This window comes from Candidatus Planktophila sp., from assembly GCA_030681675.1.
Taxonomy (GTDB): Bacteria; Actinomycetota; Actinomycetes; order Nanopelagicales; family Nanopelagicaceae; genus Planktophila.
On record JAUXRP010000040.1, the window covers coordinates 249,492 to 273,659 of the forward strand.

At 45.0% G+C, this 24,168-nt stretch carries 24 protein-coding genes; 22 read left to right on the plus strand and 2 right to left on the minus strand.

Annotated elements, in window-relative coordinates; translation table 11 throughout:
* Nucleotides 1-18: 18 nt before the first annotated feature.
* Nucleotides 19-435: a hypothetical protein gene (locus Q8K48_08340; GenBank protein MDP1852402.1), complete on the minus strand. Its 417-nt coding sequence runs from the start codon at nucleotides 433-435 to the stop codon at nucleotides 19-21.
* Nucleotides 436-527: 92 nt separating this feature from the next.
* On the opposite strand from Q8K48_08340, the gene Q8K48_08345 reads away from it, so the two are divergent.
* Nucleotides 528-1,394 (plus strand): heme o synthase, encoded by an 867-nt coding sequence (locus Q8K48_08345; GenBank protein MDP1852403.1) that lies wholly within the window; start codon nucleotides 528-530, stop codon nucleotides 1,392-1,394.
* Here Q8K48_08345 and metZ read toward each other — a convergent pair.
* Nucleotides 1,379-2,596, minus strand: coding sequence for an O-succinylhomoserine sulfhydrylase (metZ, locus tag Q8K48_08350; protein MDP1852404.1), 1,218 nt, complete (start codon nucleotides 2,594-2,596; stop codon nucleotides 1,379-1,381). The genes Q8K48_08345 and metZ overlap by 16 nt on opposite strands.
* A gap of 25 nt (nucleotides 2,597-2,621) precedes the next feature.
* Here metZ and Q8K48_08355 point away from each other — a divergent pair, with 25 nt between their 5' ends.
* The 21 genes from Q8K48_08355 (at nucleotide 2,622) to Q8K48_08455 (ending at nucleotide 24,163) form a co-directional block, all read left to right on the plus strand.
* Entirely contained in the window at nucleotides 2,622-3,527 is a 906-nt protein-coding gene (locus Q8K48_08355; protein ID MDP1852405.1) for an ABC transporter ATP-binding protein, read from the plus strand.
* Nucleotides 3,527-4,333 (plus strand): ABC transporter permease, encoded by an 807-nt coding sequence (locus Q8K48_08360; protein ID MDP1852406.1) that lies wholly within the window; start codon nucleotides 3,527-3,529, stop codon nucleotides 4,331-4,333. The genes Q8K48_08355 and Q8K48_08360 overlap by 1 nt, the downstream gene beginning before the upstream one ends.
* Nucleotides 4,334-4,408: 75 nt before the next feature.
* Complete coding sequence (locus Q8K48_08365; protein MDP1852407.1) at nucleotides 4,409-5,611, plus strand: NlpC/P60 family protein; 1,203 nt, start codon at nucleotides 4,409-4,411, stop codon at nucleotides 5,609-5,611.
* 9 nt (nucleotides 5,612-5,620) lie between these two features.
* Nucleotides 5,621-6,577: a tRNA lysidine(34) synthetase TilS gene (gene tilS, locus Q8K48_08370; protein MDP1852408.1), complete on the plus strand. Its 957-nt coding sequence runs from the start codon at nucleotides 5,621-5,623 to the stop codon at nucleotides 6,575-6,577.
* A gap of 16 nt (nucleotides 6,578-6,593) precedes the next feature.
* Entirely contained in the window at nucleotides 6,594-7,145 is a 552-nt protein-coding gene (gene hpt, locus Q8K48_08375) for a hypoxanthine phosphoribosyltransferase (protein MDP1852409.1), read from the plus strand.
* A gap of 27 nt (nucleotides 7,146-7,172) precedes the next feature.
* Entirely contained in the window at nucleotides 7,173-9,239 is a 2,067-nt protein-coding gene (ftsH, locus tag Q8K48_08380) for an ATP-dependent zinc metalloprotease FtsH (protein MDP1852410.1), read from the plus strand.
* Nucleotides 9,226-9,828: a GTP cyclohydrolase I FolE gene (gene folE / locus Q8K48_08385; protein ID MDP1852411.1), complete on the plus strand. Its 603-nt coding sequence runs from the start codon at nucleotides 9,226-9,228 to the stop codon at nucleotides 9,826-9,828. The genes ftsH and folE overlap by 14 nt, the downstream gene beginning before the upstream one ends.
* Before the next feature lie 14 nt (nucleotides 9,829-9,842).
* On the plus strand, nucleotides 9,843-10,589 hold the full coding sequence (gene folP / locus Q8K48_08390) for a dihydropteroate synthase (protein MDP1852412.1): 747 nt from the start codon (nucleotides 9,843-9,845) through the stop codon (nucleotides 10,587-10,589).
* On the plus strand, nucleotides 10,586-10,948 hold the full coding sequence (folB, locus tag Q8K48_08395; GenBank protein ID MDP1852413.1) for a dihydroneopterin aldolase: 363 nt from the start codon (nucleotides 10,586-10,588) through the stop codon (nucleotides 10,946-10,948). The genes folP and folB overlap by 4 nt, the downstream gene beginning before the upstream one ends.
* Nucleotides 10,945-11,400 (plus strand): 2-amino-4-hydroxy-6-hydroxymethyldihydropteridine diphosphokinase, encoded by a 456-nt coding sequence (gene folK, locus Q8K48_08400; protein ID MDP1852414.1) that lies wholly within the window; start codon nucleotides 10,945-10,947, stop codon nucleotides 11,398-11,400. The genes folB and folK overlap by 4 nt, the downstream gene beginning before the upstream one ends.
* A gap of 42 nt (nucleotides 11,401-11,442) precedes the next feature.
* A complete protein-coding gene (panC, locus tag Q8K48_08405; GenBank protein MDP1852415.1) occupies nucleotides 11,443-12,192 on the plus strand; it encodes a pantoate--beta-alanine ligase in 750 nt (249 codons plus the stop codon).
* Nucleotides 12,192-12,953 carry a type III pantothenate kinase gene (locus tag Q8K48_08410; GenBank protein ID MDP1852416.1) on the plus strand — a complete coding sequence of 254 codons (762 nt, stop codon included), beginning with the start codon at nucleotides 12,192-12,194 and terminating at the stop codon, nucleotides 12,951-12,953. The genes panC and Q8K48_08410 overlap by 1 nt, the downstream gene beginning before the upstream one ends.
* A 21-nt stretch (nucleotides 12,954-12,974) precedes the next feature.
* Complete coding sequence (lysS, locus tag Q8K48_08415) at nucleotides 12,975-14,480, plus strand: lysine--tRNA ligase (GenBank protein MDP1852417.1); 1,506 nt, start codon at nucleotides 12,975-12,977, stop codon at nucleotides 14,478-14,480.
* 2 nt (nucleotides 14,481-14,482) lie between these two features.
* A complete protein-coding gene (locus Q8K48_08420) occupies nucleotides 14,483-14,980 on the plus strand; it encodes an amino-acid N-acetyltransferase (GenBank protein MDP1852418.1) in 498 nt (165 codons plus the stop codon).
* Between the two features lie 131 nt (nucleotides 14,981-15,111).
* Nucleotides 15,112-17,616, plus strand: a complete 2,505-nt coding sequence (locus tag Q8K48_08425) for an ATP-dependent Clp protease ATP-binding subunit (GenBank protein ID MDP1852419.1) — start codon at nucleotides 15,112-15,114, stop codon at nucleotides 17,614-17,616.
* 251 nt (nucleotides 17,617-17,867) lie between these two features.
* Nucleotides 17,868-18,968, plus strand: coding sequence for a methyltransferase domain-containing protein (locus Q8K48_08430; GenBank protein MDP1852420.1), 1,101 nt, complete (start codon nucleotides 17,868-17,870; stop codon nucleotides 18,966-18,968).
* Nucleotides 18,965-19,243 carry a hypothetical protein gene (locus Q8K48_08435; GenBank protein MDP1852421.1) on the plus strand — a complete coding sequence of 93 codons (279 nt, stop codon included), beginning with the start codon at nucleotides 18,965-18,967 and terminating at the stop codon, nucleotides 19,241-19,243. The genes Q8K48_08430 and Q8K48_08435 overlap by 4 nt, the downstream gene beginning before the upstream one ends.
* Before the next feature lie 33 nt (nucleotides 19,244-19,276).
* On the plus strand, nucleotides 19,277-20,026 hold the full coding sequence (locus tag Q8K48_08440; protein MDP1852422.1) for a hypothetical protein: 750 nt from the start codon (nucleotides 19,277-19,279) through the stop codon (nucleotides 20,024-20,026).
* Entirely contained in the window at nucleotides 20,026-21,249 is a 1,224-nt protein-coding gene (locus tag Q8K48_08445) for an NAD(P)/FAD-dependent oxidoreductase (GenBank protein MDP1852423.1), read from the plus strand. Before Q8K48_08440 ends, Q8K48_08445 begins: the two co-directional genes overlap by 1 nt.
* Nucleotides 21,250-21,260: 11 nt before the next feature.
* On the plus strand, nucleotides 21,261-22,670 hold the full coding sequence (locus Q8K48_08450; GenBank protein MDP1852424.1) for an aldehyde dehydrogenase family protein: 1,410 nt from the start codon (nucleotides 21,261-21,263) through the stop codon (nucleotides 22,668-22,670).
* Nucleotides 22,670-24,163, plus strand: a complete 1,494-nt coding sequence (locus Q8K48_08455) for an aldehyde dehydrogenase family protein (GenBank protein ID MDP1852425.1) — start codon at nucleotides 22,670-22,672, stop codon at nucleotides 24,161-24,163. Before Q8K48_08450 ends, Q8K48_08455 begins: the two co-directional genes overlap by 1 nt.
* The last annotated feature ends 5 nt before the right edge of the window (nucleotides 24,164-24,168 follow it).

Consider the following 24,168-nt stretch of genomic DNA (forward strand, 5'->3'; position numbering starts at 1 on the left):
AACTGTAATGCCTACGAGTTAGTCGTCGTCCTCTTCGTCATCATCTTCGTCGTCCTCATAGTCGTCGTCATCGTCGTCCTCATCGTCATCTTCATACTCGAGAACATCATCATCATCTTCTTCTTCTCCGAAGATAGGCAATGTCCCAATTGATGGGTTCTTCACTTCATCTGAATTTTGTGTTTCAATCGATTGAATGGCGACGGTTGCTGTAGTTGGCTCGGTTGCCTGCGAAATCGGAGCGGCAGGAGCAGTTATCTCGATAGCATTGGTCGGACTATCTTCCGCAGAATGCGCGAAGAGGTTGCCCACACCTAAAATCGAGGCAGTCACAACTAAGGCGATAACCGGCAGACCCTTGGAAACAGTGCGGGGAAATGTGGGAGTGTCCTGCTCGGCAATCTCAATCCATTCGGGCTTCTGTGGAGGTGTCATGTGAAGCTCCTTTCATTAGGAGAAAAGTAGCCTTTTACCTTGTGAAGCCTCTGTGAAGTGAGCCCTAGTTTGCTGAGTAATCTAGGCAGGTGATGAGCCTTGTGCGTGGATATGTAGATTTAATGAAACTTCGGGTCGTCGAGCTCCTATTGGTTTCCACTCTACCTGCCATGATTTTGGCGGCTAAAGGACTACCTTCTTTTTCACTGGTGGCCACAACGATTCTTGCAGGCACTTTATCTGCAGGTAGTGCCAATGCTTTCAATATGGTCATTGAAAGTGAGAGCGACAAATTAATGGCTCGAACTTCAAAGCGACCTATTGTCACTGGTGTACTAAGTAGAACCAATGCTGCGATCTTTGCATTCGTCATTGGTATTTTATCGCTCATCATTTTTTGGATTTTTACTACACCTCTTGCAACTTTCTTGTCATTTATTGCAATCACATATTATGTCCTTGTTTATACGATTGGTTTAAAAAGTAGAACTTCCCAGAATATTGTCTGGGGTGGTGCTGCCGGTTGTATGCCCGTATTTATTGGCTGGGCAGCAGTAACTAACTCACTTTCAATCACTGCACTTGCTTTCTTTATGGTGATCTTTTTTTGGACTCCACCGCATTTTTGGGCGTTAGCAATTAAGCACAAGGATGACTATTCGGCGGCAGGTATTCCGATGCTTCCAGTTGTAGCTACTAAGGCAAATGTCGCTCGCCAGATGTGGTTCCATACGGTTTTGATGATTGCATCATCAATTTGGCTAATAATCGCTGCAGATTTGCCAACTTGGTCTCTAATAGTAACCATTTTGCTTGGCTTGGTATTTTCAAGAGAATTAATATCGCTTAAGGAGAACTCTCCGGATTATGAAAAAACTGCGGGAAATATTTTTCAGTGGTCAATCACTTATTTGAGTTTACTCTCAGTTGTACTTGTTATCGCTCAACTCAATGCTTGAGTTATATCTTTAATTAAATCAGTTGAGTGTTCCAGACCTACCGATAATCTCAACACTGATGACGTAATACCCATTTCAGCTTGGACTTCTGGAGATAAACGTCGATGTGTGGAAGTTGCCGGATGTGTAATAAGTGATTTACTGTCACCCAAGTTATTAGAGATATCAATAATTCGAAGTTTATTCATGAAGGCAAACACGTATGCCTGATCCCCAAAAAACTCAATACCAACTGTTGTTCCGCCACCAGTCATTTGCTTCATAGCAAGCTCATAGTCTGGGTGTGACTTTAGACCTGGGAAACGCACTGATTTGATTTCGGGACGAGCTTCTAAAAATTCAGCGACAGTTTGAGCATTAGCCACCATTCTTTCTACGCGCATCTCCATTGTTTCCAAAGATTTAACGAGAACCCATGCGTTAAAGGGACTCAAAGATGGACCGCTATGTCTGGTAAATGGCATCAATTTTTCATGAATGTAAGAAGAGGAACCAAGAATTGCACCGGCAAGAACACGGCCTTGTCCGTCAATATGCTTAGTTGCAGAGTACATAACTACATCAGCACCCAACTGAAGTGGTTTCTGTAATACAGGTGAAGCCATGACGTTATCGACTATAACCGTTGCACCTACTTGATGGGCTAACTCGCTCACCATCGCGATATCGACTATTTCCATTAAAGGGTTGCTTGGCGTTTCAATAAAGACAGCTTTAGTTGGTTTGCTTAGCGCCTTTGCCCATGCTGTCGGATCATTGCCCTTTACTAATTCGAAAGTTACGCCCCACTTTGGTAAGAACTCTGTGATGACAACATGGCATGAAGAAAACATCGCCGCCGATGCAACAACATGGTCACCCTGTTCAACAATGCAGGCGAGGGAAGAAAACATCGCTGACATTCCAGAACCTGTAGCTACGCAGTAATCTGCGCCTTCAATTGCCGCCAAGCGCGCTTCAAACATGGCAATCGTTGGATTATGGAAACGGCTGTATAAAAAGTGATCTGTTTCTTCGGCAAAAGAGTCAAAGGCCTCTTCGGCAGTTGAATACGTGAATCCACTATTTAGATAAAGCGCCTCTGATGTTTCACCAAAGCCTGATCGGGTAAGTCCGGTACGCACGGCATGTGTTTGGGGATGCAGCTCCCATTGCGGAGCTTCGCGCTCATTTCGGGGGCGGTATCCCCATGGTGTACTCATGGTTAATTGTGGCAGAGTTAGGCTTATGTCTAACACTGCGATTTCTGTTACAGATTTAAGTAAGAAATACGGAGAGCGTATGGCCGTCTCTCATGCAACTTTTGAGGTTCCATTGGGCACGATTTGTGGCTTTGTAGGTCCAAATGGTTCAGGCAAAACAACAACCATGAGAATGCTCTTGGGGCTGATCACACCTACAGGCGGCACCGGCGAGATTTTGGGTGAGTCGATAAAACATCCTGAGAAATACCTACCGCGAGTCGGGGCGATGATTGAGGGTCCAGCCTTTTATCCAGCACTTAGTGGAAAAGAGAATTTGAACTACTTAGCAAATCTCGGTGGATTTTCAACCGATCGAGTCCAACACCTGCTCGAACTGGTCGGTCTGGGGGACCGTGCTAAATCTAAGTACAAGACTTACTCATTAGGAATGAAACAGCGTTTGGGTATTGCAGCTGCATTGTTGCCTAATCCAAAGTTATTAATGTTGGATGAGCCAACTAATGGTTTGGACCCCGAGGGCATTCAAGAAGTGCGCGCTTTATTGCGCTCGCTTGCAAATGATGGAACCTCAGTCTTTGTATCTTCGCACCTCTTATCCGAACTCGAACTCATTAGTGATTACTTAGTTATGTTGCGCAAAGGTGAAGTTGTCTTTACCGGCAAAATGACGGATTTAATGCTGAGCCAGCAACCTGTCATCATCGCTAGAGGCGCAAACGAAGACGACCTAGAAGTCCTTCTTTCAATTGCAAAGGCTGCTGAACATCGGGCTGTAATTCGTGATGGAGCAGTGCACGTAGAAGGGCCCTCCAGTTGGGCGGGTGAATTTAACCGGGCGGCATTCAATGCTGGAATAACACTTTCACAATTAACGCCGCAACTTCCTAATCTTGAAGAGACTTTCTTTGAAATGACAGGTGAAAAATAATGTGGAATATTGTCTTTTCTGAACTTCGCAAATTACGTCGTCCAACTCTATTTCTTGGCACTATGGGTGCCGTCGTATTTTTCAGCGCTTTATTCTCATCACTCTTGTTCCTTCTAATAGATTCACCTCAAGGAAACTCTGATCGTGGTCGCGTGGTGACTCGCGAAGTTCTCTCCCTTGCTACAGGTGGAGTTCAAGGCTTTAGCAGTGTTGGTGGGTTTTTGGGAATAATCGCACTCTGTGTTTTTGCTGCACAAACGGCGCAGGAGTACACCTATGGCACTCTAAGAAATATCTTGGTTCGCCAGCCGGGTCGCTTGCGTGTGCTTGCTGGAAAATTTATAGCGATGGGTTTATTTGCTTTTGTAATGATTATTCTTTCAGCCATTATCAGTGTGTCTGCATCGGTGATATTGGCGCCGCGTGCAAAAGTCTCAACCGACCTTTGGTTTGGCGCTGATGGTCGACATGCGTTATTGACGACCTTCATCAACATAATCATCTCCGTCATTGGATTTGGAACAATTGGCATGGTTTTAGGTTTGCTATTGCGTTCTCCAATCAGTGCGATCTCTTTCGGAGTTTTATGGCTACTTATCGTTGAAAATCTTCTGATTGCCGTCAAAAACTCGCTAGAAGAGTGGATGCCAGGGGCACAACTTGCTGCGATCGCATCTGGTGGGGCACCTAGCGGCATTGGAACCGGAGTTGAGTACTCTCATGCTCTAACGGTCGGAGGCTTATACGTGGCCTTTGGAGCTGTAATCGCATCAATCTTGTTCGTACGCCGTGATGTATCTAATTGAGGACACCAGCACTGATTACCCCTCTTTTTTAAGAGAGTTCATTTATTCTTAAGGTCTTCCCCCGGAGGTTTTGATTTGAAAAGAAATAGGGCGATTTCACTTGCTCTGATTGCCGTACTGACCATGGCATCTGCGCCAGCTTTTGCAAAGAGCCCAAAACCATCTCTTGCTCAAATTGAAGCGGCTAAAAAGATTGAAGACGAACGAAAAAAAGCAGCGGAAGTTCAGGCCGAAAAATTGGCAGCTGCAAATCAAAACCTACGGACATTAACCGCAAAAGCAAATGTCGCCGCAACCTCATATGTTAAAGCACAAAAAGAGTTAGCAAAAGCAGAATCAGCTGCACTTGCGGAGGCAAAAAATGCAGCCAAGACTGCAACCGCAGTTGAAGAAGCACATAGTGTTATTGGACGACTTGCGTCGAATGCATATATTTTGGGCGGAAGCATGAGTGATATTCAACCATTGCTCAGTGCTAATGGCCCACAGGATCTAATAGATCAACTCAATACCTTAAGTACTTTAGGTTCTAAAAATACAGTTGCATTGGAGCGATTCAAAGCGGCAGAAGTAATTGCACGAGCAGCAAAGTTAGCCGCCGATGATGCAGCGGCTGAACAACAAAGAGCAACGGCTAAAGTTGCGGCAGCTAAAAGAGTTGCCGATGATGCGAAAGCTGAGCAAGCAAAAGAAGTTGCTAAGTTACAGAAAGTCCAAGATGAACTAATGAAAGAGTTGCTAAGTGCTCGGAAAGTACGAACTACTCTGGAACAACAGCGTCAGTTAGCACTCTTAGAAGAAGCGCAAGCTAATCAAGCAACACAGACCTCGGGGCAGTCAAAGATTTGGCCAGATAGAGGTTTTAAAGGGCGATCAACTTTTCGAACGACAGAGGCACAACGCCTTAAAGCCGTTGAGTATGCAAAGAAACAAGTTCTAGCGCGCAAACCTTATGTTTGGGGTGATGAGGGACCAAATGCTTTTGACTGCTCAGGTCTTGTTTATGCCGCGTATAAATCCGCTGGACTAGCATGGCCTAATTGGGATCGACTTAACTCAGCGCTTTATTCGGGTTATACGATGCATGTTTCGCTCAATGCTCTAGTGCCTGGGGATCTCTTGTTTTATTCATACAAGGGAACAATTTCAACTATTCACCACATGGCGATCTATGCCGGAAACGGAATGATGTGGGAGGCAAATTCAAAGAGTGCCGGCTTGTTGTACTCAAGTATTTATAGCGTTAAGGGACTTATGCCTTTTGGTGGTCGGGTCTAGTCTTAACGTATGGATTCAAGCGCACCAGCGATCAGAAGCGCAGTTAGAGGCGCGCTCGAAACCTTTGAGGCCGGTGATTTAATAATTGTTGCGGTTTCAGGTGGGGCGGACTCATTAGCACTTGCGTACGCACTCACGCTTGAAGCTCCAAAGTTTGCAATCCAACTTCACGCAGTAACCATAGATCACCAGCTTCAATCTGGATCTGGGGTTCAAGCTCTCAAAGTAGTTGAACAAATGAATTCTCTTGGTATCGAAATCACAATTGAAAAGGTTTCAGTCGAAGTCACCGATGGGTTAGAAGCATCGGCGCGCAAAGCAAGATATGCCGCACTTGATTCAATTGGCACCACGTTGAATGCAGCTGCAATCTTTTTGGGGCATACCCGCGATGATCAAGCCGAAGGCGTTTTACTTGGTCTAGCACGTGGCTCAGGTACTCGTTCACTCTCTGGTATGGCGGTGAGGAATGGAAAATATATTCGACCACTACTTTCTATTACACGCGAACAAACCGTAGGCTTGTGCCAAGAGGTTGGTTTATTTGCATGGACCGATCCCCATAATTCGGATTTAAGCTTTGCGCGCGTTCGTGTCCGAATGCAAGCGATCCCAATCCTTGAAAAGACGATCGGACCTGGAATTTCTGATGCGCTTGCTCGGACTGCCGACCTTTTACGCCAAGATGCAGATGCCCTTGATGCCTGGGCGGAGCGAGAAATCCAGCAGATTGATTTGAGCGATTTAGCTTGTGATTACTTAGCTCACCTGCCTCGGGCTATCCGAAGTCGGGTTATTCGCGCGGCAATTTATGCTGCAGGTGCCCCATCTGGCTCGATTTCAGCTGAGCATGTGGGCTCAATTGAGGCGTTAGTCACGGCCTGGAGCGGGCAGGGGGCTGCTCACCTGCCAGGTGGTGTGAAGGTTGAGCGTTTTTCGGGCAGACTTTCGCTCTTACGTAACTGAACCAAAGGGAGCCTTCGTGGATTTAGCTGGAGTTGCACATGAGATCGAACGGGTTGTCGTCACTGAGGATGAGTTGCAAGCAAAAATAAAAGAACTTGCGGCGCGAGTTGATAAAGATTATGAGGGAAGAGATCTTCTATTGATCGGTGTTCTAAAGGGTGCAGTAATGGCTGTGGCCGATATTTCACGTGCAATGCAACGCCACATCGAGATAGATTGGATGGCGGTTTCATCCTACGGCTCTGGAACAAAATCTAGTGGAGTAGTTCGTATTCTAAAAGATTTAGATCGTGACATAACAGGAAGAAATGTTTTAATCATTGAAGACATAGTTGATTCGGGATTAACTCTCTCATGGCTCAAGGCAAACCTTGAATCGCGCGGAGTCGGGAGTGTTGAAATTCTTTCAATTTTACGTAAACCTGAGGCGGCTAAAGTTGAAGTGAATGTTAAATATGTCGGATTTGAAATTCCACCTGATTTTGTTGTTGGGTATGGTCTCGATTTTGATGAAAAATATCGCAACCTTCCATTCATAGGTGTGCTTGCTAAGCACATGTATTCGTAGATCCTGAAGAAACGAGAAATACATAAAATGTCAGCGACTAAGCCGCCAGCAAAAAAGAGGGAAAAAAATAGCCCACTGAAAAAAAGTTTTACAGGAGGCACATCTGTTAAGAAACCTACTACCCGCACCAGTCGAATATTTCGGGGACCACTTTTTTGGATTCTGGTCGCTATTTTTGCAGTTTCCATCTTCGGCCAAATAACATCTGCGGGAAATCGTTACACACAAATTGAAACATCTCAAGCGTTAGATGCAATTGCGCAGTCAAATGTGGAGTCTGCCGAAGTTGTTGATAAAGATCAAAAGATTCGCTTAATCTTAAAGCCCGGCTCAACAATTGAAGGAGTTAGCAAAGTAGAGGCTTCGTATGTTGCTAGGCAAGAGCCAACTATTATTGATGCGCTTACATCTAATCCGCCCTCAAAAGGTTGGAATGTACGCGTACCATCTCAATCCCTCCTTGTTTCATTTCTCTTTTCAATCATCCCATTTTTATTAATAGGTTTTCTCTTTTTTTGGATGATGAGCCAAGCGCAAGGTGGCAATAAAGTCTTCCAATTTGGTAAATCTCGAGCAAAACTTCAGAATAATGATGTACCACAAACTACCTTCAAAGATGTTGCAGGTGCCGAAGAAGCAATTGCTGAGCTCCAGGAGATTAAGGATTTTCTAGCAAATCCCGATAAATACGGTGCACTCGGTGCGAAAATTCCAAAGGGCGTATTGCTTTTTGGCCCTCCAGGAACTGGAAAGACTTTGCTTGCTCGTGCTGTTGCAGGAGAAGCGGGAGTTCCTTTCTACTCAATTTCAGGCTCCGACTTTGTAGAAATGTTTGTTGGTGTGGGTGCTGCACGAGTACGCGACTTATTTACCCAGGCAAAATTAAATACTCCAGCAATAGTTTTTGTTGACGAGATCGATGCAGTTGGACGCCAGCGCGGTGCTGGTATGGGTGGTGGCCATGATGAGCGTGAGCAGACACTTAACCAACTCTTAGTTGAGATGGATGGCTTTGAAGAAAATACTAAGGTAATTCTGATTGCTGCAACCAATAGGCCAGATGTTTTAGATCCCGCACTGCTTCGCCCTGGGCGTTTTGATCGCCAAATTGCCGTCGATCGGCCGGATTTAAAGGGAAGAGAAGCTATCTTGGCCGTTCATGCGAAAAATAAACCGCTAAGTGGTGATGTCAAACTTATTGATTATGCACGTCGAACTCCAGGTTTTACTGGTGCCGATCTTGCAAATGTACTCAACGAAGCTGCGCTCTTAACTGCTCGCGAAGAAAAGAAAGTAATTTCAAATACCGAGCTTGACGAAGCCATTGATCGAGTAATGGCCGGACCGCAACGCAAGTCACGCATTATGAGTGATGATGAACGTCGAGTGACGGCGTATCACGAGGGCGGACATGCATTAGTCGCACATGCTCTTCCGCACACAGATCCGGTCCATAAAATTACTATCATGCCGCGTGGTCGGGCACTTGGTTACACAATGATTCTCCCCGATGAGGATCGATACTCAACTACCCGTAATCAACTTCTAGATCAATTGGCCTATTCTCTTGGCGGTCGTGCAGCCGAAGAATTGATTTTTCATGATCCGTCAACAGGTGCTTCAAACGACATTGAAAAGGCAACGGCATTGGCACGCGCTATGGTCACTCAATATGGAATGACCGAAGCAATTGGTGCTATTAAGTTGGGTGCCAATAGTGATGCACCATTTATGGGTCGTGATTATGGACACCAGCGTGATTATTCAGAGAGTATTGCCGGTTTAGTTGATAGTGAGATCCGCAAACTCATTGAAAATGCACATCAAGAGGCCTTTGATATTTTGGTGGCAAATCGCGAGATTTTGGATAAAATGGTCTTAGAACTACTTGAAAAAGAGACACTCAATAAGGACGAGATTACTGAAATATTTAAGAAAGTTAAGTCAGTTACCGCTCGCCCAGCTTGGACTGGTTCGATTACACGCCTACCATCGGATCAACCACCAGTGGAGGTTCCAATGCGCATAGATGAACCTGTTGAAGAAGTGAAAAAAACTACACGTCGTAAGAAGGCCGCACGTGTCGATAAGTAAAGTCTCTATTAATGATGGGCGCGCATCTGGACCTTATGATCAGGCAAGAGCTGAACGTGCAGTGCGCGAACTCTTATTAGCTTTAGGTGAAGATCCAGATAGGGAAGGGTTAATAGATACTCCGGCACGCGTTGCTCGTGCGATGAAAGAAAATTTTGGTGGCCTTTGGCAAGCCCCTGAAGAAGTGCTGACAACAACTTTTGATATCGGTCATGAAGAGTTAGTGATAGTTAGAGATATAGAAGTATTTTCACATTGCGAACACCACTTGACGCCATTTCATGGTGTTGCACATATTGGATACATTCCGAGCGGCAAGATTACCGGTCTTTCAAAGTTAGCCCGGCTCGTCGATGTTTATGCAAAGCGCCCTCAAGTACAAGAGCGTTTAACAACTCAAATCGCCGATGCTCTTGTTGAAATTCTCGATCCGTTGGGTGTTATTGTCATTATCGACTGCGAGCATTTGTGTATGTCGATGCGTGGAGTTAAAAAGTCTCAGGCTAGAACAACCACTAGCGCGGTTCGTGGCGCGTTATTAAATGCTGCTACACGCGCAGAGGCAATTAGTCTTATTACAAATCGGTAAACACGATGTTAGTTATGGGAATTCTCAATATAACCCCCGACTCATTTGCCGATGGTGGACGATATAACTCTTTTAAAAAAGCAGTACTGCATGCACGTGAAATGATCGCTCAGGGCGTGGACATCATCGATATCGGAGGCGAATCAACGCGTCCTGGCGCTGATCGCGTGAGTGAGACAGAAGAGTTAGATCGCGTGATTCCTGTGATAACTGAACTCGCTAAGGATGGAGTACAACTCAGCATCGACACCATGCGTGCGAGCACAGCAAGAGCTGCGATAGCCGCCGGAGCACACATTATTAATGATGTAAGCGGGGGATTAGCAGATCCAGAGATGCTCACAACTGCCGCAGAGCTTAAAACTCCTTACATTGCAATGCACTGGCGAGGACAATCCAAGGAGATGAACTCAATGGCCATTTACCGCAATGTTATTCAGGATGTTATTGCTGAACTTCAGGGAAGAATTGCTGCGGCGTTAGATGCAGGAATCAGTAATGACAAACTAATAATTGATCCGGGCATTGGATTTGCTAAAGATGCGCACCATAACTGGGAGATTATTGATCACATCGATGAGTTTGTAGCCCTTGGATACCCTGTATTAATCGGTGCATCACGTAAACGTTTTTTGGGCGGGGATACGCCCGATGAACGCGAAACGGCAAGTATCGCCCTAACAAAGCGCCTGAGCGCATCAGGTATTTGGGGAGTTAGAGTTCATTCTGTGAAGCCTCACAAAGAAGTGATGTCAATATGAGCGATCAGATTCTACTTACAGGAGTCTATGGCTTTGGATACCACGGCCTCTTTGAGCATGAGCGCACGAATGGTCAAGATTTCTTTGTGGATGTAGTTTTAAATATTGACCTTCAAGCGGTGTCACAGAGTGATTCAATTGATGAGACCGTTAACTACGCCGAGATTACCGATTTGGTAGTCACCGAAATCACAACTAATCCAGTTTCTCTCATTGAAAAACTTGCCGGCCGCATTGCTGAGCGAATTCTAAATTTATATTCAAGAGTTAATTCTGTTTCGGTTACAGTCCACAAACCACAAGCTCCAGTATCTGCCTCACTAAAAGATATTGCGGTGCAGATCACTCGCAGTCGATGAAAGCGGTTATTGCTTTAGGTGCCAACATAGGCAATCCGCTAGAGAATTTAGAGATAGCTTTATCACTTTTGCGAGAGTCCACAGAAGTTATTAGTGTTTCTTCGTTCTACAAAACTGCACCAGTTGGTGGACCTGCACAACCCGATTATCTAAATGCAGTATGCATTATTGAGAGCGAACTTCCCGCTTTAGATTTGCTCTCCCTCTTGCAAGGCATCGAAAAGAGCTTAGGTCGTGAGCGGAGTGAACATTGGGGACCACGAACAATAGATTTAGATCTCATCCAATTTGGTGGGCTTTTGAGTAAGAGCAATGAGTTAGAGCTCCCGCACCCCCGTGCGCACAAGCGCAGATTTGTTTTGGAGCCGTGGCTTGAAATTGATGCCGATGCAGTTCTACTTTCGCATGGCCGCGTCGATCAACTTTTGGCGCAATTGCCGCTTAACCCGTAAACTTTTATTACCTCGCCCGGTACCTGAAAGGACTGGAGCTATATGAGCGTATTAGTGCCAACGATGGGCGCCCTGCACAAGGGTCACCAAGCGTTGATTAAACGCGCACGAAGCATGAGCAAGGATGTTGTAGTTAGCATATTTATAAATCCCCTTCAGTTTGAAAGCGCCGATGACCTTGCCGCATATCCTCGTAGCCCCGAGCGTGATATTCAATTGGCAACGCTTGCTGGGGCGACCGAGATTTGGATGCCAGATTACGAAGAGATTTATCCAAGCCAGATTAACCTCTTGAAGGCTGGCGCAATCGCCGAACTCTATGAAGGAAAATCTCGACCTGGTCATTTTGATGGCGTGGTAACCGTTGTAAGCCGTTTATTTGACATCGTAAAGCCAGAAGCAGCGGTCTTTGGCGAGAAAGATTTCCAGCAGCTGCAAATTATTAGAGCGATGGAAAGTGGAGTTAAAATAATTGGTGTTCCAACCGTGCGCGAATTTGATGGCTTAGCGCTCTCTTCTCGAAATATACGCTTAAGTGAAACCGGCCGAGCAAGTGCAAATGTAATTTACCGCGCAATGGCAGCAGCTCGATTGGCACCGACCATTGCAATCGCTCAAGAGATAATTGATACAACAATTGCTACTGATGTCGGTTTTAGATGTGATTATGCAACAATTATCGATGAGGAGAATTTCTCTCTGGCATCGGATTTAACACAACACAAGCGTGCAATTATTGCCGGTTGGATTGATGGTGTGCGCTTAATAGATAATATGAGAATGGGTGCCTGATGCTATTAACAATCGATGTGGGAAATACAAACACTGTTCTTGGAATTTTTGATGAAGATTTAATTCGTTCATGGCGGGTAAAGACTGATCCTCGAAGTACTGCCGATGAGCTTTGGCTGCAGTATCGCTCTTTAGTTGAGGATTTTTCGGTTACAGGCCTATCTATATGCTCAACTGTGCCAGCAACGCTTCGCGAACTTCGAAGCATGATTAGTGATTACTTTTCCGATGTTCGAACAACAATCGTTGAGCCAGGTATAAAAACTGGGGTCCCACTTCTAGTTGATAATCCAAAAGAAATTGGCGCAGATCGAATTGTAAATACGTTAGCAGCTCATACAATTTTTGGGGGTCCGGCTATCGTTGTGGATTTTGGAACATCAACAAATCTCGATGTTGTATCACCTAAAGGAGAGTTCCTGGGCGGTGCACTTGCACCCGGAATAGAGATCTCAGTAGATGCATTAGCGGCTCGCGCAGCACAGTTACGCAAAGTCGAGTTAGTGCGACCCAAAAATGTGATCGGTAAAAATACTGTGGAAGCCTTACAGTCGGGCACTATTTTCGGTTTTGCTGGCCAAGTTGATGGCCTAGTTGACCGCATATGCACTGAGTTAGCCCAGTCATATTCCGGTAAACCAAAAGTTATTGCGACGGGCGGATTAGCGCCATTGATTATTGGGGTTTCAGAAACTATTACCGATCACGAACCAGATTTAACACTTATTGGTCTTCGCCTAATTCACGAACGAAATGCATGAACCGTTAGACTCCACCCCATTATGAGCGAAGAAAATCTAACCCCCGAAGAGGATTTGCCTGAGCAATTGCGTATTCGTCGGGAAAAGAGGGCGGCACTAATTGAAAGCGGCACTGAGCCATACCCCGTCTCCGTGCCTCGGACAAAATCTTTGTTAGAAATACGAGAATTGCATGCCGGACTAGACATTGATTGTGCAACGGGAATCATTGAAAGCTTAACTGGACGCATAATATTTAAACGTGATGCAGGGAAGCTTTGTTTTGCAACACTTCGTGAAGGTGATGGCACCGAACTTCAAGCAATGTTTTCCCTGGATAAAATTGGACAAGAATCGATTGACTCCTGGAAATCTGATATTGATTTAGGTGACATAGTGTCCGTTACTGGCGAAATTATTACATCCAAACGTGGCGAACTTTCAATTCTTGCTAATTCATGGAAATTGGCATCTAAATCTTTGCGGCCCCTACCTAACGATCACAAACCAATGTCAGAAGAAACGCGTGTTCGTATGCGGTATGTGGATTTAATTGTTCGTCCTGAGGCGCGCGCGAATGCGCGTTTAAGGCCAGCAGTTATGACGTCTCTGCGGGATACTTTTGCGAAGGCGAATTTCATCGAAGTTGAAACACCAATGCTTCAAGTAATGCATGGAGGTGCAACAGCTCGACCTTTTAAATCATTCTCGAATGCTTACGACATGGATCTTTATTTACGTATTGCCCCCGAACTATTTCTAAAACGCTGCGTTGTTGGTGGAATTGAACGCGTATTTGAAATCAATCGTAATTTCCGCAATGAGGGCGCGGATTCATCGCATTCGCCAGAATTTGCAATGATCGAGAGTTATCAAGCCTATGGCGACTGGAAATCAATAGCCGATTTAACACGAACCTTGGTTCAGAACGCTGCAATGGCAGTTGCTGGTTCTCACGTTGTTACGCATCATGATGGACGTCAAGCCGATCTGGGCGGAAAGTGGCGTGAAATCTCGCTGTATGAAGCAATCTCTGAAGCTGTTGGACAGAACGTTACAGCTCTTACTTCACGTGTGGAGCTAAAAACTATTGCAGCACAGCTTGGAATAAAAATTGACCCTAAGTGGATTACAGGCAAGATAGCTGAAGAGATTTTCGAGCATGTAGCCAAGGACAAGTTAATTGCACCTACTTTCGTTATGGGTTTCCCTGTTGACACCTCGCCACTTGTCCGAGCACATCGCGAGCTTCCAGGTGTTGCCGAAAAATGGGATTTATATATCGATGGATTTGAATTAGCCACTGGATATTCCGAACTTATTGATCCCGTCATTCAGCGAGAACGGTTAGTCGAACAGTCATCTTTAGGTGCTAACGGTGACCTTGAAGCGATGCACGTGGATGAAGATTTTCTACGGGCGATGGAGTTTGGAATGCCTCCAATGGGCGGAATGGGAATGGGAGTAGATCGTTTACTTATGGCACTCACCGGTCTTGGAATTCGCGAAACCATTTTATTTCCACTTGTTAAACCCGAGGCTGATTGAAGATGCTGGTAATTAGACCTGCCAAAACTAAAGATGTAAAGGAAATTCGCAAACTTGTAGATTCATACGCTGCTCCTGGTCAAATGCTTTCAAAGGAGACCGTGACGCTTTATGAGAGCGTTCAAGAGTTTGTTGTCGCCGAACACGATGGAGTTTTAGTCGGATGCGGAGCCTTACATATTCTTTGGGAGGATTTAGCGGAAGTGCGAACCGTTGCAGTTCAAGAGGGTTTACACAAACAGGGAATTGGCCATCAAATATTGGAGTCAATTATTGAACGCGCACGTGAAGTTGGAGTTGAAAAAATCTTCTGTCTTACATTTCAAACAGAGTTCTTTGGCCGTCACGGTTTCGAAGTAATTGAGGGCACGCCAGTTGCTCCTGAAGTCTATGCGGAGCTTCTTCGCTCCTATGATGCCGGAGTGGCCGAATTCTTAGATCTTGAATCGGCTAAGCCAAACACTCTCGGAAACACGAGAATGTTGAAGATTCTGACCTAGATATAGGGCTAATGTGGGCATAAAAACCCTACTGCTGGGGTTATACCTATCAAATCCAATCCGCCTTGCGGCCATGCGCCATGCGCCATCAGGCGTTAGGCTTAGTGAATTGAACAAGAAGGAGTAGGCCAATGTTTGAGCGCTTTACAGATAGAGCTCGCCGAGTGGTTGTGCTGGCCCAAGAAGAGGCTCGCATGCTCAACCATAACTACATCGGCACTGAGCACATTCTGCTTGGGCTTATCCACGAAGGCGAAGGCGTAGCAGCTAAGGGACTTGAGTCTCTAGGAATCTCACTTGAAGGCGTCCGTGCACAGGTAGAAGAGATCATCGGACAGGGCCAACAGGCACCAAGCGGTCATATTCCATTTACTCCACGTGCCAAGAAAGTCCTTGAGCTCTCACTTCGTGAAGCGCTTCAGTTAGGTCATAATTACATTGGTACAGAACATATTTTGTTAGGACTCATCCGCGAAGGTGAAGGCGTCGCAGCACAAGTTCTTGTAAAACTTGGCGCTGATTTAAATCGTGTGCGTCAACAGGTAATTCAACTGCTCTCTGGTTACCAAGGAAAAGAGGCGGTCACACAGGGCGGACCTGCAGAAGGCGTTCCATCGACTTCATTGGTTCTAGATCAATTCGGCCGAAATCTCACACAGGCTGCCCGTGAGGGAAAGTTAGATCCAGTAATCGGACGCGAAAATGAGATTGAGCGAGTGATGCAGGTTTTGTCTCGCCGTACTAAAAATAATCCAGTATTAATCGGCGAGCCAGGTGTAGGTAAAACTGCCGTTGTCGAAGGTCTTGCACAAGCTATTTTCAAGAATGATGTTCCAGAGACTTTGAAAGATAAGCAGTTGTACTCACTTGATTTGGGTGCACTCGTTGCCGGTAGTCGATACCGTGGAGATTTCGAAGAGCGCTTAAAGAAAGTTCTCAAAGAGATTAAAACTCGTGGCGACATCATTCTCTTTATCGATGAGATTCATACACTCGTTGGCGCAGGTGCTGCAGAAGGTGCAATCGATGCGGCCAGCATTCTCAAGCCAATGCTTGCCCGAGGTGAGTTACAAACAATCGGTGCAACCACACTTGATGAGTATCGTAAGCATGTTGAAAAAGATGCTGCCCTTGAGCGCCGTTTCCAACCGATTCAAGTTAAAGAGCCATCAGTTGCGCAGACTATTGAAATTTTGAAAGGTCTTCGCGACCGCTATGAGACTCACCACCGCGTCTCTATTACTGATGGGGCACTTGCAGCAGCGGCAAATCTTGCCGATCGATATGTTTCCGATCGTTTCTTGCCAGATAAGGCGATCGATCTAATCGATGAGGCTGGTTCACGTCTTCGCATTAAACGCATGACCGCCCCGGCTGAACTACGAGCATTCGATGACAAGATCGCTGATGCTCGCAAGGAAAAAGAGTCGGCAATCGATGGTCAGGACTTTGAAAAGGCCGCGGCACTTCGCGATAAAGAAAAAGCACTAATCACTGAAAAGCATGAGGCAGAAAAGAATTGGAAGGCTACTGATTTAGATAAGGTCACAGAAGTTGATGAAGAGCTTATCGCGCAAGTTCTTTCGATATCTACCGGTATCCCAGTATTTAAGTTGACTGAAGAAGAGACTGCACGTTTATTGCATATGGAGGACGAACTTCATAATCGTGTGATCGGTCAGGAACAGGCAATCAAAGCGCTCTCGCAAGCGATTCGTCGTACGCGTGCAGGGCTTAAAGATCCACGTCGCCCAGGCGGCTCATTTATCTTTGCCGGTCCATCAGGTGTTGGTAAAACAGAACTCTCCCGCACCTTGGCAGCCTTCTTATTCGGAGATCAAGATGCATTGATTCAACTCGATATGTCTGAATATTCAGAGCGTCATACCGCATCCCGTTTATTCGGTGCGCCTCCAGGCTACGTTGGTTATGACGAGGGCGGACAGCTCACTGAAAAGGTGCGCCGTCGTCCGTTCTCAGTTGTTCTCTTCGATGAAATCGAGAAAGCACACCCAGATATTTTTAACTCACTCCTTCAAGTTCTAGAAGATGGACACCTAACTGATTCACAGGGACGTACCGTTGACTTTAAGAACACTGTCATCATCATGACCACAAATCTCGGTACTCGCGATATTTCAAAGAGCCTCGGTCTTGGTTTTGCGAATAGCGATGACGAACAGACTAATTATGAGCGAATGAAGGGCAAAGTAAATGATGAACTCAAGACTCATTTCCGCCCAGAGTTCCTGAACCGTATCGATGATGTAATTGTCTTCCACCAGTTGACTAAGGATCAGATTGTTCAAATCGTAGACTTAATGATTAAGAATCTTGATGATCGCTTGCAAGCAAAAGATATGGGAATTGAGTTAACTCAAACGGCTAAGGATCTTCTTGCCGCTCGTGGCTACGATCCACTTCTTGGTGCCCGACCACTGCGCCGTACAATTCAACGCGAAATTGAAGATGCACTTTCAGAGCGCATCTTGTTCGGCGAACTCAAAGCCGGCGAAATAATCGTTGTAGATGTTGAGGGTGAAGGCGCTGAGGCAATCTTTACCTTTAAAGGCGCTCCAAAAGTTGAAACTCCTGACACACCTGGTGACCTGACTGAAGAGGCACCTACCGCTTAAATCCTCCATTGTCGTGAAGTAATAATGAGGGCATTTTGAGTTGTGCTCTGATCGTGGGATTGCTTGTGCCATCGATTTCCCCAGCACTCTCATCCGTGAAAGCGGGAGCTACTTAGCTTTAGGTATCCGGTTAATCTCGATTATGCGCAAGTGGAACTCCTCTTGCTCGCGTACCTGCCGGATGATAATTTGCGCCAATGGCAAGTTAGGTTCAGCACCAATTTTGTAATGAGCGAAAATGGGGTTAAGAGATGGCCAACCAAGCTTCAAGTGCAAACAGTGCGATCAAGGGTGGTCCTACCGGTCGCGGCTTTATTGGAACTATGGCTGCAATGTCATCTTACGATGATGAAAGCTATCTAGATTTTATTGAAGGATTGCGTATGTTTGCATTGCGATCGATGAACGCATCATCTGCAAGAGCTCTTAAAAGTGAAATTGATGCTGGAAAAATCAAATCAGAAAATCCGAAAATTGAAGAGACTCGCTCAGTTGCCGATTCAATTCCAGTAATAGGTATTCGCAACAGAATATTGCACAGCACCCAAGGTCTAAACTGGGCCAGAGTTCTAGATTCATACGAGAAGAATCGCGCTGCCCTCGAACAAGAATTAACTGATGCCGAAAAAGATGGTCCCGGAACTCTGCGTTGGGATCCAAATTTTATTTACCCCGATTACTTCACAGTTATTCCTTATCACCGTCAACCAGGTAGCTATCATGCTGATCCATTAAGCGGACATGTTTACCATTACGGTACAAAAGTTTTCCATGGTGGCTCAAACGATAAAGACGAAGCAAAGATTGAAAGAATTGCCCAGCTACCTGAACCATCTGACGGGGTAGTAGATAAATTCTTAGATATTGCCTGCGCAATCGGGTCTGGCACAGTAGCTGCGAAATTGCGTTGGCCAAAAGCGCAAGTTTATGGAATTGAATTAGCTGGCCCACTCGTGCGTTATGCGCATATGCGTGCAACCAGACTTAATTCCGAAGTTCACTTCTCACAGCAGTTAGCAGAGAAGTTGGATTTTGCCGATAACACTTTTGACCTAATTTATATGAGCACATTGCTCCATGAAATGCCGCTCGCCGAAGGTCGAATTGCTGTGAAAGAAGCCAAGCGGGTGTTACGTCCAGGCGGAATATTGGTTATAAATGACATGCTACAAGCTACAAAACCGCTGAATATCTGGAGCGATTACGACCGATATTTCGATCATCGCTTCAATAATGAGCCATATGCCTACAACTATGTACATTCTGATTTAGATTCATTCTTAACTGAAGAATTTGCTTCCGTTAAAAACACAATTCAAGGTAAGACATCCACTTGGGAGTGCACCAAATGAGCGATCGTAAGCGCGAACCCTTAGGCAAATTTGCGCCCGAAAATATTAATGATCATATATTGCACGTTATCTTTGAGCTTGCGGCCGAACTTTGGGTAGTAAAGCGCAGACTAGCTGAAATAGAGGGCTCTGCAATTGCCAGCGGCACCATCACCAACCCTGATTCGATAATTCGGGATGAGTCATTTGCTTTCGACAATTCTGAACGTGATGCCTTTGTTGAAAGAATCTTTCGCTCCCTGAAAGATATCGGCGTAAAGCTCGATACTCAGTAGCAATCGATTAAACCCTAACTAAGATTTCTGAACATGCAGAAGAAAATAGGCGTCGTAGTTCCGTGCGCTAATCCTGCGGTCGAGCCCGAAGTACACGCACTAATTCCAAGTAGCTATTTTCCATATATAACTAGATTACCTAATTATCCAGATTTTAATTTGAAAGAACGTTTAGCCAAGTATGTTTTTGATTTACCAAATTCCATAGACACACTTAAGGGACTAAATCTTGAAGGAGTACTTGTTGCATGTACAGGTTCTTCTTACCAACTTGGATTAGCCGGCGATAAGAAATGGACAGATGCTGCTAGTGAGCAACTAGGTAAACCGGTAGTTTCTGCCGCGGGTTCAGTTTACAAAGTGTTGCAATCACTTAAAGTTAAAGAACTAGTCCTGGTTTCGCCTTATCCATCCTGGCTTACAGATGAGTTAACAATTTTTTGGAGCAAAGCCGGATACAATATCGCAGAGTTGATTGAGATAAATAAATCGGGGACTATCTATGACCTCACTAAAGGAGAAATATCCAAGGCGTTAAGGCAAGCCATAAGTCGTAGCAAAAAAAGGAGCCCAAATCAGGCGCTTTTAGTTGCCGGCACGGGGGTTCCAAGCCTAGAACCGATTGAAGAAATGGTTAGTTCAGTAGAGATGCCTATTATTACTAGCCAAATTGCGGGTACTTGGAATCTTTTTAGTCAGATGAATAGATTGGATCTGATTCCTGATAGTCAGAGCGCTGCATTAAATAAGCTGCATAATCAAATTGTCATGAGCAGCAATTAATGAACGAAACTCAGGTAGATGTAATTGTTATCGGAGCTGGTCCAGTTGGTTTGGTTGTGGCCCTAGGTCTGGCTCAAAATGGCGTTAGAGTTTTAGTAGTAGAGAAGAATTCAATTGAAGTTCCATCACAGTGGCGCGGTTCAACAATTCATCCGCCCACGCTAGAGATTTTTGATGAGCTGGGGCTAGCTGATGAAATTATCTCAGGTGCCATCAAAGTTGAAGTATTGCAGTATCGTGATTTAGAAATAGACGAAGTAGTTAATTTTGACTATAACTGTTTAAATGATCAAGTTAAGTTTCCGTTTAGATTGCAGTTCGAGCAATATAAAGTTTTGAAATTGCTACGCTCTGCGGCTGCACTGCATCCGCTCATTGAAATTCAATACGAATCAGTCCTGGAATCGGTATCCCAAGATGCGCTAAGGGTATGTGCAAAAGTCTTAAATCGTAACTCTCTAACTGAAATATATTCAGATTGGCTCGTTGCTGCAGATGGCAGTCACAGTTCAGTACGAAAATCTCTCGGAATTGAACTCGATGGCTTTACCTATCCATATCCAACTACAGTAGTAGCAACTCCATTTACATTTGAAAAATACTTGCCTGATTTAGCTCCGGTGACCTATTGGTCTGGTCCAACCGGACGGTTATCAATGATTCGAACCCCAGATATTTGGCGTATTGCAATGACAACCCCGCTAGAAGGAGTTGATATTTTCAGCGATGACAAAGGTTCAGTATCTGAACCCAGCGCTGACTTTAAGGCGGCAATTGAGTTATTATTAAACCGCCTGCCAGGTGTTACCTTGTCGAATTTAAGGCTAAAGCAATACGAGGTTTACCGCTCGCATCAACGAATCGCACGCGAATTTAGTGTAGGCCGGATCGCCCTAGCCGGCGATGCTGCGCATCTGACAACTACCAATGGTGGAATGGGCTTAAATTCTGGCGTACAGGATGGCGCTGCACTTGTTAAAGCACTTATAGACGCAATTGCTCAAAATAGTTCACTTCCGATAGCGAAGTATGCGAAAGAGCGCAAAGAGTTTTGTATCGATTTTCTGCAGCCGACTACTACAACAAACCATAAAACAGTGGATAATCCCGATTATGAGGCTAGGTATTCTCGCTTAAGTGAATTGTCGGCCGATTCAAAGAGGCCAGAAATTGTCCGCCAAGTTATTGGCAGAGCTAGCATGATTGCTAAATTAGTTAAGTAAGAAAGGGAATAATGAGTAAGATATATACACCAATTACCGGTGAGGAGATTGGTGATGTCCCTGATTTTTCAGATTCTGAAGTAGATGCCGCTTTAGATCTTGCAACACAAAGTTTTACCACATGGCGCAAAATCCCAGCGAGTGAACGTGGCCGGATCTTGTTTAAAGCGGGTCAAATTATGCGCGAGCGAGCAGATGAAATCTCAGAATTAGAAACGCTAAATACAGGTAAGCGTCTTGCAGATACCAAGCGCGAGGCAATTAGAGCCGCTGAATGTTTTGAATATTACGGTGGTTATGCAGATAAATTAGTAGGAACGGTAGTTCCAGTTCCAAATGATTTTCATGCTTATACTGAACGCGAACCTTATGGTGTTGTCGTCGGAATTATTCCGTGGAATGTGCCATATTTCTTTGCGGCTAAGAAAATTGCCCCAGCTCTGGCATTCGGAAATGTTTCAATTCTTAAGCCAGCAGCTGAAACTCCTCTAACTGCGTTAAGACTGCAAGAGATTTTAATTGAAGCTGGCGTACCAAAAGGCGTAGTTCAAGTTTTAACAGGTGGGTCTGAGGTAGGCAAGAAGTTAGTTGCTGATTCGCGCACCAAGTTGGTGGTATTTACTGGATCAGATAAGAGTGGAGCTGCAGTCGGCTCGGCAGCAGCTGCACATTTTGCCCCAGCCGCCCTCGAATTAGGCGGAAAATCACCTCAATTAGTTTTTGCTGATGCTGATTTAGCGGCAGCGCTTGATGGGGTTGTCGAAGGAGTCACTGGTTCTTGTGGCCAAATGTGCATAGCTGGGTCAAGGTTATTTATTGAAGATAGTATTTCAGCAAAATTTATTGCAGACCTTAAAGTTAGATTTGAAAACCTTCTGGTCGGAGATCCTCGTGATGCGGCAACTCAAGTTGGCCCGCAAGTTACAAAGCTGCAGGCCCAAAAAACTTTAAATTACATTGATATTGCCAAGAAGGATGGCGGTAAAATTATTGCTTCGGCGAAAGTTCCTACCGAGACTAAGTTAGCGGGTGGTTTTTTTGTTCCACCTACCGTATTTATAGATATTCCTACTTCATCATCTGCCATACAAGAGGAGATCTTTGGACCGGTACTGAGTATCGCTACTTTTAAAAATGAAATAGATGCCATTGCGAAAGCTCACGATAGCGACTATGGGTTGGCTGCAGGAGTATGGACCAGTGATGTAAGTAAAGCCCATCGCATAGCCAGTGAATTAAGAGTCGGAAACATTTGGGTAAATACCTACCGGGTTCTCTCAGATCTAATGCCATTTGGCGGAGTCGGGAATTCAGGTTATGGCCGCGAAGGCGGAACTGATGCACCAAATCTTTATACCTGGACAAAGAGCGTCTGGATTTCCAGGTCACCAGGGCTACCTAAGAACTATAGGGTGCAATAATGATTTCGACCGAAGTAAAGAATTTATATTTAGATTCCTACCATCGAAGTAATTTCTTTATCGGAGGAGAATGGGTAAAACCAAATTCTAAGAATCTAATTGAAATCATTAGCCCCAGTACTGAAGAGATAATTGGCCAAGTACCAGATGCCAATTCTTTAGATATAGATTTAGCAGTTAAGGCTGCGAGCAGTGCATTTGCAGCAAAGTCTGGCTGGAGTTCATGGTCAGTTACAGATCGAGCAAATTTGATGCGTAAGTTTGCCAGTATCTTGGAATTAAAGCATCAAGAACTATCTGTTCTGTACGCACATGAATTAGGCCGACCATTTAAGCCGACATTCTCAAGACCAAGTCGACCGGCAGAGCTTCTGATGTATTACGCGAATTTAGCTGAGCAGATTGAGCTTGATCAGATGCGTCCAATTCCCTCACTTCAAAACCCAGGTAGCGTTAAACGTACTTCGGTTAAATTGGAATCACGAGGTGTAACTGCCGTGATTGTGCCCTTCAACGGCACTCTTGAAATGGGGATGTTCAAGATTGGCCCGACCCTGGCTCTGGGTGGAACTGTAGTTTTAAAACCCAGTCCACAATCTCCGCTAGAGGGTTATATATTTGCCGAGGCGGCAATTGAAGCTGGTTTCCCTGCAGGTGTAATTAATGTTCTTCCCGGTTCGCGCGAAGCAGGTGAAGCGTTAGTCGCTAATAAAAAGGTAGGAATTGTTGGTTTTACCGGTTCAACTGCAACTGGCAAGGCAATTGCTAAGACGTGCGCGGATTCTTTTACGCCGACAGTTCTCGAGCTAGGTGGAAAATCTGCAGCCGTGTTGCTCGATGATGTAGATATAACAACATTTTCCAAGAATCTGCCATATTTGGGTTTTACTTTTACTGGTCAAAATTGTTTTATTCATTCGCGAATTATTGTTACTAAAAATCGCTATGCAGAAGTTATGGATGCCATCTGCGAATCAGTGGCGAGAATAAAAGTTGGTGACCCATTTGAGGACGAGACGCAAAATGGACCGCTAATTAGTCAGGCTCATCGAGAGAAAGTTGAAAGCTATATTCAATCGGGAATTATCGAAGGTGCCCATATTGCATTTGGCGGAAATCGGCCGAAAGATTTAGATAAAGGTTGGTACTTGAATCCCACGATATTTGCCGATGCAACAAATCAAATGCGCATTAGCCGGGAGGAAATCTTTGGCCCGGTAATTTCAGTTATCAGAGCCGAGAATGATCAAGATGCAGTAGCTATTGCCAACGATTCCGAATTTGGCTTAGCTGGTTCGGTATGGGCAAATGATGAGACTCACGCGCGCGAGGTAGCCGATCAAATGGATATTGGCTCGGTCGGAATAAATTGCTTTGGATTTAACACGGCAGCGCCATTCGGTGGCCGAAAAAATAGTGGAATCGGTACTGAACTAGGTATCGAAGGATTCCTCGCCTACTCAAAATATAAATCAACGCATTATTCGCATTGATTGAT

Bases quoted from the DNA above. Each gene is read 5' to 3' on its own strand.
- Q8K48_08355 (MDP1852405.1), top strand. From the start codon at position 2,622: ATGTCTAACACTGCGATTTCTGTTACAGATTTAAGTAAGAAATACGGA.
- Q8K48_08450 (MDP1852424.1), top strand. From the start codon at position 21,261: ATGAGTAAGATATATACACCAATTACCGGTGAGGAGATTGGTGATGTC.
- Q8K48_08420 (MDP1852418.1), top strand. From the start codon at position 14,483: ATGCTGGTAATTAGACCTGCCAAAACTAAAGATGTAAAGGAAATTCGC.
- metZ (MDP1852404.1), bottom strand. From the start codon at position 2,596: ATGAGTACACCATGGGGATACCGCCCCCGAAATGAGCGCGAAGCTCCG.
- Q8K48_08430 (MDP1852420.1), top strand. From the start codon at position 17,868: ATGGCCAACCAAGCTTCAAGTGCAAACAGTGCGATCAAGGGTGGTCCT.
- panC (MDP1852415.1), top strand. From the start codon at position 11,443: ATGAGCGTATTAGTGCCAACGATGGGCGCCCTGCACAAGGGTCACCAA.
- ftsH (MDP1852410.1), top strand. From the start codon at position 7,173: ATGTCAGCGACTAAGCCGCCAGCAAAAAAGAGGGAAAAAAATAGCCCA.
- Q8K48_08425 (MDP1852419.1), top strand. From the start codon at position 15,112: ATGTTTGAGCGCTTTACAGATAGAGCTCGCCGAGTGGTTGTGCTGGCC.
- Q8K48_08440 (MDP1852422.1), top strand. From the start codon at position 19,277: ATGCAGAAGAAAATAGGCGTCGTAGTTCCGTGCGCTAATCCTGCGGTC.
- folP (MDP1852412.1), top strand. From the start codon at position 9,843: ATGGGAATTCTCAATATAACCCCCGACTCATTTGCCGATGGTGGACGA.
- Q8K48_08345 (MDP1852403.1), top strand. From the start codon at position 528: ATGAGCCTTGTGCGTGGATATGTAGATTTAATGAAACTTCGGGTCGTC.
- folK (MDP1852414.1), top strand. From the start codon at position 10,945: ATGAAAGCGGTTATTGCTTTAGGTGCCAACATAGGCAATCCGCTAGAG.
- Q8K48_08455 (MDP1852425.1), top strand. From the start codon at position 22,670: ATGATTTCGACCGAAGTAAAGAATTTATATTTAGATTCCTACCATCGA.
- lysS (MDP1852417.1), top strand. From the start codon at position 12,975: ATGAGCGAAGAAAATCTAACCCCCGAAGAGGATTTGCCTGAGCAATTG.
- Q8K48_08410 (MDP1852416.1), top strand. From the start codon at position 12,192: ATGCTATTAACAATCGATGTGGGAAATACAAACACTGTTCTTGGAATT.
- Q8K48_08360 (MDP1852406.1), top strand. From the start codon at position 3,527: ATGTGGAATATTGTCTTTTCTGAACTTCGCAAATTACGTCGTCCAACT.
- Q8K48_08340 (MDP1852402.1), bottom strand. From the start codon at position 435: ATGACACCTCCACAGAAGCCCGAATGGATTGAGATTGCCGAGCAGGAC.
- tilS (MDP1852408.1), top strand. From the start codon at position 5,621: ATGGATTCAAGCGCACCAGCGATCAGAAGCGCAGTTAGAGGCGCGCTC.
- Q8K48_08445 (MDP1852423.1), top strand. From the start codon at position 20,026: ATGAACGAAACTCAGGTAGATGTAATTGTTATCGGAGCTGGTCCAGTT.
- folB (MDP1852413.1), top strand. From the start codon at position 10,586: ATGAGCGATCAGATTCTACTTACAGGAGTCTATGGCTTTGGATACCAC.
- Q8K48_08435 (MDP1852421.1), top strand. From the start codon at position 18,965: ATGAGCGATCGTAAGCGCGAACCCTTAGGCAAATTTGCGCCCGAAAAT.